Source organism: Streptomyces sp. NPDC004266 (assembly GCF_042874095.1).
GTDB lineage: Bacteria > Actinomycetota > Actinomycetes > Streptomycetales > Streptomycetaceae > Streptomyces.
Map to the genome: position 1 here is coordinate 274209 of NZ_JBIAMM010000013.1, position 12726 is coordinate 286934.

9 protein-coding genes are annotated in these 12726 nt (G+C 76.5%); 4 read left to right on the forward strand and 5 right to left on the reverse strand.

Going from position 1 to position 12726, the window contains the following annotated elements; all coding sequences use genetic code 11:
• Positions 1-188: 188 nt before the first annotated feature.
• From ACFYUZ_RS28960 to ACFYUZ_RS28980, 5 genes are all read right to left on the reverse strand, one after another.
• Entirely contained in the window at positions 189-872 is a 684-nt protein-coding gene (locus ACFYUZ_RS28960; protein WP_389314095.1) for a 4'-phosphopantetheinyl transferase, read from the reverse strand.
• Entirely contained in the window at positions 869-1723 is an 855-nt protein-coding gene (locus ACFYUZ_RS28965; protein WP_389314097.1) for a metallophosphoesterase family protein, read from the reverse strand. Before ACFYUZ_RS28965 ends, ACFYUZ_RS28960 begins: the two co-directional genes overlap by 4 nt.
• Positions 1724-1797: 74 nt before the next feature.
• The gene (locus ACFYUZ_RS28970) at positions 1798-3273 is read right to left on the reverse strand and encodes a lanthionine synthetase C family protein (RefSeq protein WP_389314099.1); all 1476 of its coding nucleotides are present in this window, start codon (positions 3271-3273) and stop codon (positions 1798-1800) included.
• Positions 3270-6533 carry a lantibiotic dehydratase gene (locus tag ACFYUZ_RS28975; protein ID WP_389314101.1) on the reverse strand — a complete coding sequence of 1088 codons (3264 nt, stop codon included), beginning with the start codon at positions 6531-6533 and terminating at the stop codon, positions 3270-3272. The genes ACFYUZ_RS28970 and ACFYUZ_RS28975 overlap by 4 nt, the downstream gene beginning before the upstream one ends.
• 115 nt (positions 6534-6648) lie before the next feature.
• Entirely contained in the window at positions 6649-6795 is a 147-nt protein-coding gene (locus ACFYUZ_RS28980; RefSeq protein ID WP_389314103.1) for a hypothetical protein, read from the reverse strand.
• A 286-nt stretch (positions 6796-7081) separates the two neighbouring features.
• On the opposite strand from ACFYUZ_RS28980, the gene ACFYUZ_RS28985 reads away from it, so the two are divergent.
• From ACFYUZ_RS28985 to ACFYUZ_RS29000, 4 genes are all read left to right on the forward strand, one after another.
• A complete protein-coding gene (locus ACFYUZ_RS28985; RefSeq protein ID WP_389314105.1) occupies positions 7082-8974 on the forward strand; it encodes an HAD-IIIC family phosphatase in 1893 nt (630 codons plus the stop codon).
• Positions 8971-9213, forward strand: coding sequence for an acyl carrier protein (locus tag ACFYUZ_RS28990; protein ID WP_389314107.1), 243 nt, complete (start codon positions 8971-8973; stop codon positions 9211-9213). The genes ACFYUZ_RS28985 and ACFYUZ_RS28990 overlap by 4 nt, the downstream gene beginning before the upstream one ends.
• Positions 9210-10073, forward strand: coding sequence for a thioesterase II family protein (locus ACFYUZ_RS28995; protein WP_389314109.1), 864 nt, complete (start codon positions 9210-9212; stop codon positions 10071-10073). Before ACFYUZ_RS28990 ends, ACFYUZ_RS28995 begins: the two co-directional genes overlap by 4 nt.
• Positions 10074-10156: 83 nt before the next feature.
• On the forward strand, positions 10157-12726 hold a 2570-nt coding region (locus ACFYUZ_RS29000; protein WP_389314111.1), incomplete at its 3' end, for a beta-ketoacyl synthase N-terminal-like domain-containing protein.

Below are 12726 nucleotides of genomic sequence, written 5' to 3' on the forward strand. Positions count from 1 at the left end.
GGGCGGCGGCCCCCGGGCCGCCGTGTCGGCCGGGTTCCCGGTGGTCCGGGCGGTCCAGGCAGGTTCCGGGCGGTCCGCCCGGCTTCCGGACGGGCCGGCGGGGGAGGTCCTCGCTCGGGACCAGCCGTGCCCCGTGGCCTTCGCCGGGGCGACGTCGGGTCTGTCCCGGCCCTGTCCCCGCGGACGGCTCAGGCGACCGTGATCGCGGTGAGCAGGAGTCCCCGCTCGGCGAGCCAGCGCCCTTCGAGCCGGTCGGGCAGGGCGGCGGCGGGCGGGGCGAGGGGCAGGATGCGGGCCGTGAAGCCGCCGAGGCGGCTGCCTCCGTCGCCGTCCGTGCCTCCGTCCAGGGTGAAGGTGAGGGCCGCGTCCTCGAAGTCCAGGCGCTGACCGGTCCAGGGGTACCAGGACTTGTACACGGCCTCCTTGGCGCTGAACAGCAGCCGGTCCCAGCGGACCAGGGGCTCCGCCCGCGCCAGCTCGCCCAGGTGCCGCCGCTCGCCGGGCAGGGCGACGGCCGCGAGGACGCCGTCGGGCACGGGCTCGTTCGGCTCGGCGTCGATGCCGAGGGCGGTGACGGCGGGCGCGCGGGCGGCGACCGCCGCGCGGAAGCCCGCGCAGTGGGTGATGCTGCCGAGGGTGCCCCCGGGCCAGACCGGTGCGCCGTGCGGGCCGGGAAGCAGCGCCGCCGCGGGCGCGCCCAGGCCCGCCAGGGCCTGCCGGGCGCACCAGCGGCCGGTGGTGAACTCACGCCGCCGGCTGTCCACGGCCCTCGCGATCAGGGCGGCCTCCGCGGGGTGGAGGTCGCCGGGCTCGGCGACGTCCTCGAAGGCGTCCACGGCGACGACGCCCTCCGGCACCAGGCGTTCGATCACTCTCCCTCCCCGGGCTCCTCGGGCAGGATCCGGCGGAGGCCGACCTCCGGGTGGCGGGGCCGGCTCCACTCGCGCGGGTAGCCGACCGACACCTCCTCGAAGCGCACCCCGTCGTGCCAGGTGGTCCGGGGGACGTGCAGATGGCCGTAGACGACCGCGCGGGCCCGGAAGCGGAGGTGCCAGTCCGCGGTCCGTTCCGTGCCGCACCACTGCGCGAAGTCCGGGTGGCGCAGGATCCGGGTGGGTTCGCGGACGAGCGGGTAGTGGTTGACGAGCACCGTCGGCAGCTCCGGGTCGCAGGCCGCGAGGCGCTTCTCGGTCAGCGCGACGCGGGCCTCGCACCAGGCCTCGCGGCTGGGGTGGGGGTCGGGGTGGAGGAAGAACTCGTCGGTGCAGACGATGCCGTTCTCCTCGGCTCGGGCGAGGGACTCCTCCTTGGTGGTGACGCCGGGCACGCGGAACGAGTAGTCGTACAGCAGGAAGAGCGGCGCCACCGTGACCGGGCCGCCCGCACCGTGCCACACGGGGTACGGGTCCTCGGGCGTCAGGACGCCGAGGCGGCGGCACAGGGCGACCAGGTGCTCGTACCGCTCCTGGCCGCGCAGTTGGACCGGGTCCTCCTTCGTCGTCCACAGCTCGTGGTTGCCGGGGGTCCACACCACCCGCGCGAAGCGCTCGCTCAGCAGGGACAGGGTCCGTTCGATGTCCTCGGGCTGCTCGCCGACGTCTCCGGCGACGAGCAGCCAGTCCTCGTCCGTCGTGGGCCGCAGCGACTCCACGATCGCCCGGTTCTCCCGGTAGGCGACGTGCAGGTCGCTGATGGCCAGCAGGCGGCCCTTGCTCTCGGTCATGCCGTCGTTCCCGTCGTCGGTCGGTTCCGGTGCGGCCGGAGGGGCGTGGCCGGAAGGCGGTGTCCACGCGGTGGTCACGAGGTCAGGAAGACCGCGTCCCAGTCCGCGGGGAGCCCGTCCGCGGCGGTCCCGTCCGCGGCGGCGGCCGGGTCCCGCGGCCCTTCGGCGTGCGCCGCCTCCGCGTAGCCGAGGAGGGCCAGGGCCACGCCGGCGGCGCCGTCGACGAGGGACGGGCTCTCCAGGACGACAGTACCGCCGGGAGTCCGGACCAACTGACGGTATCCGAACGTGGATTCGGCGTCGTGGAGGGAGACCAGCGCGTCCGCCAGACGGTCGGCGCCGCGCCACAGCGCCGGCTCTCCGGTGCGTCCGGCGAGCCGGACGGCGGCGTGCAGGACGCCCGCGAGGCCGTGGCAGAAGCCCGGGTCGTCGCCGCCGAGTTCGGCGAGCGGCCGGGTGAGGAGCGCGGTCATCGCGTCGACGGCCCGGCGGGAGACGGCGGCGTCGCCGAGCTCCGTGCCCGCCAGGTGGAGCGCGCCGGCGATGCCGGCGGTGCCGTAGCACCACCCGGCCCGCGTCGTCGCGCCCCGGGCGGGCGGCGCGGCGCCGGTCTCCTCGTCGAAGGAGACCCGGCCGGGCCACGCGACCGCCCCGTGCCCGTCCTCGTACGCGTGACCGTCCAGCCAGTCGGTGATCCGCCGGAGCGCGTCGAGGGTGCCCGGGACGCCGTGGCCGGCCCGGTGGGCCAGCGACAGGAGGGCGAGCGGGCCGCAGACGCCGTGGGCGGCGCCCGCGTTGAAGTCGCCGCGCGGGTAGGCGGCCCGGTCGCGGGGCACCGCGTAGCGCTCGGGGGCGCACCACCAGCCGGGGACCTCGACGCCGTCGACCCGCCGCGGTTCGGTGAGCGCGACCAGCAGGGCGAGGACGTCCTCCAGGGCCTCCGCGGCCCGCTCGTCGTCCCGGACGGCCGCCGCGAGGAGCACCCTGCCCTGGCCGGTGAGGCCCGCGACGACGTCGTAGTCGAGGTACGACAGCCCGGCGTCCCGGCGCTCGCGCAGCGCGGCGGCCCGGTCCCGGGCGTGCCCGGCGAGCACGCCGGTGGCGCGTTCGAGCAGCCGGGCGTAGCCGCCGGTGGCCTCGGCGCCGAGCAGGGCGGGCAGCACGAGGTTCCCGACGGCCGCGGGTCCCTCGCGCGGGGCGAGCGCGGTGGCGGCGGCGAGGTGCGCGTGCGCGGCCGCGCGCCACGCGTCGTCGTGCCGCGCGCAGCGGTCGTGCAGCAGCGCGACGCCGGGATGCCCGAGCAGCACGGAGGCCGGCTGCCAGCCGGGCAGCATCAACTCCCCCGGCACCCCGGCGAACTCCTCCGCGGTGACCCGGGCGACCCGCTCGGGATCACGCGACCGCTCGGCGACGTCGACGGCGACGCGCAGCGCGGACCCGCGCGAACGTGCGCCGGGGGCGGGACCGGGTGCCGGGCCGCGGTCCGGGGCGGAGGCCGGGGCGGAGGCCGGGGCTTCGCCGTCCAGGCCGCCCTGGAGGGCGTGGGTCATCGGTGGTGCCTCTTCCTGCCGAGGGCGAGGGCCAGGCCTTCGCGGGCCGTCACGTGCGCGAGGACCTCCTCCTCGCGACGGGGCCCGATGAGCCGGTTGCAGTGCATGTGCGCGAGGCTCAGCGCGACCGGGGCCCTGCGGTACGGGGCGAGGGCGCCGCGCAGGGCCGTCAGCGTCCCGGCGCGGGCGGCGCGCGTCGGGGAATCACCGGCGTAGGCCGCGGAATCGGTGGTGCGCGTCGTGGAATCGGCGACGTGGGTCTCGGAGTCGGCGGCGCCGGAGAAGAGGGCGGCGACGGTCTCCTTCGTGGCGCGGGCGACCTCCGAGCGCCGGGCCAGGAAGCGGGGGTCGCCGAGCCAGTCGAGGGCCTCCTCCGGGCTGCCGAGCCCGGTGAGGAGGTCGAGGATGCCGAGCGCGGCCCTCGTGACCACCGGCAGCCCGCCGCTGCCGCCACCGGCCAGCTGCGCCAGCACGGCCGCGCTGTCCGCGTGGAAGACCCGTTCGGCGTGGCCGAGCGCCGCCGGACCCCCGTACCGCTCCGTCTCGGGGTCGTACGTGTCGAGCACCAGCCGGTCGGTCAGGCCGGCGTCCCGCAGCTCCTCCGCCCACTCCCGTACGGCCGGCAGCAGCACCGGCCACAGGGTCTCCGGCTCGCCCCGGAAGCGCAGGCGCAGATGCGGATCGGGGTCCGCGTAGCGGAGGAAGAACCAGCCGCCGGTCCCGGCGGCCCGCACCGCGTCCGAGTCGACGAGCCGGCTCACGTGCCGGGAGAGGACCTGGTCCTGGAGGCCGTCGGGGACGTACAGCTTGGCGTACAGCCACTCGCCGCCGGGCAGCACGCCGCGCCGCCCGGCGGGCGCCGGCGCGGCGGCGGGCCGCGCGGCCGGGGCGGCCGCGGCACGGGGCCGGCGGGCGAAGAGCGGGACGACCAGTTCGCAGGCGTGCGGGCCGTCGGGCCCGGCGAACCAGCCCGTGCCGTCCGGGCCGCCGTACCACTCGGTGACCACCAGGCCCTGCGGCCGCTTCACCTCGTCGTGCAGGACGAGCAGATGGCGCGGGTCGTCGAGGTCGACCGTGAGCCGGTTGTCCGCCCGGGCGAGCAGCACGTACCGGGGCACCCCGAGGCGCAGCCGCCACGCGGCGACGGCCTCGCGCCAGCCCGGCCCCGTGCCGTCGGCGCGGGCGGCGGCGTCCTCGCGCAGCGCGCTGTCCGGGAGCCAGCGGGCGGGCGCGAGCACGGCGCGGCCCAGCCGGACCCGGGGCAGGGCCGGGGCGGCGGCCCAGGAGCCCCAGTTCCAGGGGGCGCACCAGTCGTGGCCCTCGTAGCCGAGATCGAGCAGGAAGCGCGCCACGTACGGCAGATGACCGCTGCCGGGATTGAGCATCGAGTGCGACACCGGGCGCACCGTCCGGCCCGTCGGCGCGTGGACGACCCACATCCGGTCCAGGTCGGCGTGGACGGCGAGGTCCTCGGGGCGCAGGTCCGTGACGTCGCCGCGGGCGGCGGAGGCCGGGACGCCGAGCGGGATGCGGTACGGGAGCAACGGGGGGACGGTGGCGACGTTCGCGGAACGGGCGACGCGGGGCCGGTACGCGACGGTGGCGACCAGCTCGCCGGTCCGCGCCCGGGCCGGGTCCCCTGCCGGGTTCTCCTCCGGCCGACCCGGCCGATCCGGCTGCCCCTCCGCCCGCGCGACGATCGCGCCGAGCGCCGCGCCGCCGTCGGCCAGGACCGGCGCGAAGCGGCCGAAGGTGGCGCCGGCCCGTGGCGAACCGGGGTTCGCGCCCAGGACCAGGTGGAAGTCGCCGGCGAGCAGGGCCTCCCAGCTGTCGGCGGCGAGCTCGGCGCCCAGTTCGAGCGAGGCCGGCGCTCCGCGCTCCGGGGCGGTGCCGTCCGTGGGCCCGTCCTGCGCGCCCAGGGCGTCCAGCACCGTGTCGTCGAGCACGATCTCGGCGGTGCCGTCCCCGCCCCCGTCCGGGCTCCGCACGGCGGCCCGCAGCAGTTCGCCGAGGAGCTGGTCGCGGCGGCGGCCGTCCGCCGAGGGGGCCGTCGGCTCGGCCGGTGCGCCGTCCGCGCCGCTCCGGTAGGACTCGGGGAGGCCGAGGCCGCGTGCCTCGTCGAGGAGTTCGAGCAGCGGCACGGCGCGCTCGGTGCCGTACCGCTCCAGGAAGGCGAGGTGGTACGCGCGCAGGTGCGGCATGCCGGGGCGGGTGGCCGTGGTCCGCCAGAGGGCGGCGGCGGCCCGCTCGGCCTCCCGGCCGACCTCGGCCGGCAGGACGAGCCGCGCGTCGAACCGCAGGTCCGACTGGATCAGGTCGTCGGCCTCGCGCAGCGCCCGCATCCGGGCGGTGAGCTCGGCGAGCACCGGGCCGCGCCCGGCGGGCGGTGCCGCGTCCAGGGCGGCGAGTCCGGCGCGTATCCCGGCGAGGGCCCGGGGCAGCGGGTGGTCGACGCCCGCGAGCCGGTCGAGGACGTGGCCGAGCGGGTCCGTGTGGTCGGGCGGCGGCATCAGGTCGCTCAACAGGAATCCGCTGCCGACCAGTTGCTCCACCGTCCGCTCCACGGTCGCCGCCGGGGCCTGCGGGAAGCGCTCGGCGAGTCCGGCGACCAGCGCGGGCCAGGCGACCGGCTCGGCGGCCCGCTCCAGGACGTGGGCGACGACCGCGCCCGACCGCACGGAGTGCGCCAGCCGGCGCTTCCCACCGGGATCGTGGTGGTCGACGAGGACCACGCGGCCGTCGCGTACGGTGCGCAGCGGGTTGGCGGTCAGGGCGGCGCGCTCGCGCAGGCCGGGGGCCGTGACGACCTCGTCGGCGAGCAGGCCGTGCAGCCAGGCCGCGTCGGGCCGGCTCGCGCTCCGGTGCGCGGCACCCACCTCCCGCACGACGCCGGCACCGGTGCCGCTGGCGGTACCGGCGAGCGCGACGCCCGCGAAGTGGCCGAAGGGCGTGGCCCGGAAGGTCGTCCGGAGGCGGTACTTGGTCAGCGAGACGACCGTCCGTACGAGTCGCCTGCGCTTGACCGGGGCCCCGGTCCGCACCTTCTCGGCCTCGTCGGCCAGGCTCGGGCTGGCGAGCCGTACCGCCGCGAGGAAGACCGGGTCGGCCGCGAGCCGCACGACCTCGGCCCGCAGTGCCTCGTCGGAGGCGAGGCCGGCGGCGCCGGAAGCGGGGGGCGCGCCGGCGGCGGGGGGCACGGGGCGGGCGGCGGCGCGCAGCAGCACCGTCCCGGCGGCGTCGAAGATCTCGCTGTCCGTCACGTGTCCGTCCCCGGTCCGTTCTGTGCGTGCGTGCGTGGCAGTGGCATGGGTGCGCCGGGCGGCGCGGGCCCCGGAGGGCCGTGCCGCCCGGCGCCTGATCAGCCGGTGGGGCCGATCAGCAGTGCCAGGACGTGACCGGGCAGGAGAGACAGGTGCCGGTGCCCGTGAAGGACTTGGCCTCCGTCGCCGGGGCGTCCTGGACCACGACCTCCAGGTCGAGGTCGAGGTCGAACTCCAGCTCTGCGGTCAGTGCGGTCGCCATGTGTTCCTCCGAGGAATCGCGGTCGCTGCGACGGCCGGTTCGGCCGGCCGCCGATCACGCCGTGGTGCGGAGCAAGATCTAGGCGGGCCCGCCAAACCACGGCTTAAGAGGACCTAACCCCGCGCTGACGCCGCTCTTCCGGTGCCCCGGCCGCGCCGCCCCGCGCCCTGTGGCCTCGCGCCCCGCGCCGAGATCCGCAAGACCCGGCATAGACGGCTGCAAGGGCGGCTTTAGAACGCTCGCCAAGCATGGCCGACGTCGCACCCGACGCACGGGAGAGCTGGGAATGGTCGAGAAGACGGACGACGACACGCTGCGGTCGCTGCACGAGCGGGGCCGGGTGGCCGCCGAGTACCCGCGGGTACGGGCGCTGGTCGGCGCCGCCGACACCGCCGGGCGGCGCTGGGCGGGCAACCTGCTGGCCCGCGTCGGGCCGGACGCCGTGCTCGCCGAACACCCCGACACGCCGGTGGTGTCGGTGGCCTTCACCGGGCACAGCACCGTGTCCGGTCTCGTCGCGCCGGTCACCGCCGAGCTGGCCCGGCACGGACTGCTGCTGCGCCCGCACGTGTCCGACTTCGACGGTTACGTCTTCGACCTGTCGGACACCGGGAGCGAGCTGTACGCGGCGAAGTCCGACGCCGTCGTGTGCCTCCTGGACGCCTCCGTCGTCTTCGACGAGGTCCCGCTGCCCTGGCGGCCCGAGGACGTGGCCCGGGTCTTCGACGAGAAGCTGCGGCTGCTCGACGGGCTCGCCGGCACGTTCGGCCGTGCGGGCCGCGGCACGCTGGTCCTCAACACCCTTCCGCTGCCGCGCGAGTGGCCGGCGCAGCTGGTCGCGCTGCGCGACCGGGCGCGGCTCGGCGCGGTGTGGCGGGAGGCCAACGCGCGCCTGCTGCACCTGATGGACGGGCACCCCTCGCTGACCGTCCTGGACCTCGACCCGCTGCTCGGCGCGGCCCTGCCGCTGCGCGACGACCGGCTCGGCGTCTACACGCACACCGAGCTGTCGCCCGAGGCGCAGGCGGCGTACGCCGGTGAGCTGGCCGGCGTGCTCCGCGCGACCACCGGGCGGGCGAAGAAGGTCCTGGTCCTCGACCTGGACAACACGGTGTGGGGCGGGATCCTCGGCGACGACGGGGTCGAGGGCATCGAGGTCTCCGGTTCCTACCGCGGCGAGGCCTTCCGCAGGCTGCAGCGCACGGCGCGGCAGATCGCCTCCCAGGGCGTGCTGCTCGCCGCGGTCAGCAAGAACGACCTGGAGCCGGTGCGCGAGGTGCTGAGCTCGCACCCGGACATGACGCTGCGCGAGGACGACTTCGTCCGCGTGATCGCCAACTGGCGCCCCAAGCACGACAACCTGCGCGAGCTGGCCGCCGATCTGAACCTCGGCGTCGACGGCTTCGTGTTCGCCGACGACAGTCCGTACGAGTGCGGCCTCGTCACCCGCGAGCTGCCGGACGTCGCGGTGGTCGCGCTCGACGACGAACCGGCGCTGCACGTCGAGAAGCTGCTGCGGGACGGCTGGTTCACCGTACGGGACGTCACGGCCGATGACCTGAAGCGCCCCGAGCGGTACCGGGAGGAGCTGGACCGCAAGGACTTCCTGGACGGCTTCTCGTCCCTCGACGACTACCTGCGCGAGCTCGACGTCCAGGTGCGGTTCGCCGACGCCTCGCCCGCCGAACTGGCCCGGGTCTCCCAACTCACCCTGCGCACGAACCAGTTCAATCTGACCACCGAGCGGCTCCAGGAGGCCGAGGTGGCCGAGCGGGCGGCCGCGCCGGGCTCGCTCGTCCTGACCATCCGCTCCGGCGACCGGTTCGGCGACAACGGCCTCGTCGGCGCCGTCCTCGCCCACCGCGACGACGACGCCCTCGTCATCGACAACTTCCTGCTCAGCTGCCGGGTCTTCGCCCGAGGCATCGAGCAGGCCTGTCTGTCGGCACTGCTCGGCCACGCCCGTGAGCAGGGCCTGAGCACGGTACGGGCCGGCTACCGGCCGTCGGCCAAGAACGGCAAGGTCCGGGACTTCTACCCCGCCAACGGCTTCGCCCCGGCCGCCCCGGGCGGCGACCTCGACGGCTCGCCCGTCCTCTTCCGCCACGACCTGGCGGACATCACCGCGCCGCCGGAACACGTCCGGCTGACCCTGAGCCTGGGAGGGCTGCACCAGTGAAGAACCTCGACGACTTCCTCACCCTCGTGGAGAGCGAGGTCGGCCTGTCCCTCACGCCCGCGACGGTCGGCGCCGGATTCGACGAACTGCCCGGCTGGGACTCGCTCCACCTGCTGACGCTGCTGACCGCGATCGAGCGGGAGACCGGGCAGCGGGTGCCGATGACGCAGGTCCTGGAGTCGACCAGCCTCCACGACGTCTTCCTGCTCACGGCGGCGGCACGGACGGTGGAGACGTGACCGGCGCCTCCGTCGGGTCCGGTACGACCGTGCCGGCCCGCCGGGGCCCGGGCCCGGCCCAGGTCCCCGGCCGGGGCCCGGCCCGCTCGGCGTATCTGCTGCCCCGGCAGCCCGACCCGACGCGGGCGCCGCTGCGGCTGTTCTGCTTCCACCACGCGGGCGGCGCGGCCTCCTCGTTCTCCGGCTGGCAGGAGCGGCTGGGCGGCGCCGTCGCCGTCGTGCCGGTGCAGCTGCCCGGCCGTGAGCACCGGGTCAAGGAGCCCAGGCTGCGCGAGTTCGCGCGGCTCGTCGACGAGCTCGACGAGGCGCTCGACCCGCTGCTCGACGCTCCCCACGCCTTCTACGGGCACAGCATGGGCGGCATCGTCGCCCACGAGCTGACCCGGCGGCGGATCGAGCGCGGTCTCGTGCCGCCCCGGCAGCTCCTCGTGGGGGCCTGCCCGCCGCCGCACCGGCCGCACCTTGACGACGGCGTCCCGCCGCAGCGCCGCACCGACGAGGAGCTGACGGCGTGGATGGCCGGCCTCGGCGGACTGCCCGAGCTGGTGCGGCGCTACCCGGAGTGGCTCCGGCTCGCCGTCGCCGTGCTGCGCGACGACCTGAGCCTCGTGCACAGCCACGCCTCCGGCCCGGGCGCCACCGCGGCGCCCGACCCGCTGCCGGTCCCGATCCGGGCGCTCGCCGGGTCGAGCGACCCGCTGGTGACACCGCGGCTCGCCGCCGAGTGGGCCCGCCACACGACGGCCGACTTCCGGGTGTTCACCCTGGCCGGCGGGCACTTCTTCCACCGCACGGCGCCCGGCATCGTGCTCCGGCTCGTCGCCTCGCTGCTCGCCGCCGAGCACACCGCCCGGTCCTGAGGGCGCCGGCCCCGGGCCCCCCTTCTCCACCCCCCCCAGCTCGACCTGAACCCGCGCACACCGAAATTCGGAGACGGTAGACGATGACTGCTGCACCCCGCCCCGTCGTACTGTGGCCGGTCTCGGCGCCCGGACCGGCCTCGCTGCGAGTCCGCGCCGCCGCGGCCGCGGAACTGCTCGACGGCCTCCCCGGCCTGTCCCCGGCGTCGGCCGCGAGCGCGCTGGCGGCGGCCGACGAGGCCGCCGGCCACCGGGCCGTGGTCCTCGGCCGGGACCGCGACGAGCTGCTCACGGGGCTGCGGGCACTGGCGGACGACCGGATCGAGGACGCCGACGCGGAGGTGCGGCGGGGCCGGCCGCCGGAGGACGGGGCGGCGCCCGGCGCCGTCTTCGTCTATTCCGGGTTCGGCGCGCACTGGGACGGCATGGGCGTCGACCTGCTCGACGGCTCCGAGGCGTTCCGGAGCAGTCTCACCGCCTGCGCCGACGAGCTGCGCCCGCTGGTCGGCTGGGACCTGCTCGACGTCCTGCGGGGCACCGAGGGCGCGCCGAGGCTGGAGTCCGCGGCCGTCGTGATGCCGGCCCTGGTGGCCGTCATGATCGCACTGACCGAGGAGTGGCGCTCGCTGGGCGTCGAGCCGGTCGCGGTGGTCGGTCACAGCATCGGCGAGATGGCCGCCGCGCACGCGTGCGGGGCGCTGCCCCGGGCCGAGGCACTGCGGATCGCGGCGGTGTGGGGTGCGGCCCTCACCGACGAACTCGCGGGTGGCCACGGCATCGTGGCGGTGCTGCTGCCCGCCGAGGAGCTGCGGGAGCGTCTGGCGCCGTGGGGCGACCGGCTGGGTCTCGCCGCCGTCAACGGTCCCGGCTCGGTGACCGTCTCGGGCGAGGAGGAGGCGCTCGGCGAGCTGGAGGCGGCGCTGGCCGCCGAGGGCGTGCGCACCCGCCGGATCCGGTCCGACGTGCCGGTCCACGTGGCGCAGGTGGACGCGATCACGGACCGGCTGCTCGCGGAGCTGCGGACGGTACGGCCCGCCGCGTCCCGGATCCCCTTCTACTCCTCCGCGCTCGGCGCCGCGGTGGACACGACGGAGCTCGACGGGCCTTACTGGGCGGGTCAGTTGCGCCGTCCGGTGCAGTTCGAGTCGGCGGTACGCGCGCTGCTCGCGGACGGTCACGGCGTGTTCCTGGAGACCGCGCCGCATCCCGTGCTCAAGATGGCCGTCGAGGAGACGGTCGAGGACACCGGTCTCGCGGCGGACGTCGTGGTGGCCGGGTCGCTGGTGCGCGACCGCGACGGGCGGCAGGCCCTGTCGGCGGCGTTCGCCGACCTGTGGACGCACGGCCTGCCCGTCGACCTGACCCGGGCGGCGGCCCTTCAGCAGGCCCAGGACCCGGGCGGCCAGGAGCCGGGCGGGGAGGACCGGGGCGGGGAGGACCGGGGCGGCAAGGGCCAGGCCGTGGGTGAGCCCGTGCGTCTGGAGCTGCCTCCGTACGACACCGCCGCGGACGCCGCCGAGGCGGCCCGCTCCGTCACCGGGCTCCGCGCCGAACTGGACGCGTCGACCGAGGACGAGCGCCGTCGGCGCCTCCTGGAGGTCGTACGGGAGCAGACCGCGCACGCGCTGGGGGCCGGCCGGGGCGCCGCGATCGGCGCGCCCGGCGACACGTTCCGCGACCTCGGCCTGGAGTCCTCGGCCGCGGTCGTGATGCGCAACCGTCTGGCCCGGGCGCTCGGGCTGCGGCTGCCCGTGGCCGTCGCCTTCGACCACCCCACGCCCGGCGCGCTCGCCGCGCATCTGCACGCGCTGCTGTACGAGACGCCCGTGGTGCCCGGGATCACGTCCCGCCGCGCGGACGTCGACCCCGGGGAGCCGATCGCGATCGTCGGCATGGCCTGCCGCTACCCGGGCGGGGTGTCCTCGCCCGAGGACCTGTGGAAGCTGGTCAGTGACGGCGTCGACGCCATCGGCCCGTTCCCCGAGGACCGGGACTGGGACGAGGACCTGTACGACCCCGACCCGGAGGCCGTCGGCAAGTCGACGACGGCACGGGGCGGATTCCTCTACGACGCGGGCGAGTTCGACGCCGGCTTCTTCGGCATCAGCCCGCGCGAGGCGACGGGCATGGACCCGCAGCAGCGGCTGCTCCTGGAGACGGCCTGGGAGACGTTCGAACGGGCCGGAATCGACCCGACGACCCTGCGCGGCAGCGACACCGGCGTCTTCGCCGGCACGTACGGCCTGGAGTACGGCCCGCGGCTCGCGGACGCCGCCGAGGGCGGCGTCGACGGTTACCTCCTGACGGGCCAGTTCGGCAGCGTCGCCTCCGGTCGCATCGCCTACACCCTGGGCCTCGAAGGCCCGGCGATCACGGTGGACACGGCCTGCTCGTCGTCGCTGGTGGCGCTGCACCTCGCGGTGCGGTCGCTGCGGCAGGGCGAGTGCTCGCTCGCGCTGGCCGGCGGCGCCGCGGTCATGGCGAGCCCCGGCATGTTCGTGGAGTTCAGCCGTCAGCGCGGACTGTCCCCGGACGGCCGCTGCAAGGCCTTCTCGGACACGGCCGACGGCACCGGCTGGAGCGAGGGCGTCGGCCTGCTGCTCGTCGAGCGGCTCTCCGACGCCGTCCGCAACGGCCACCCGGTCCTCGCCGT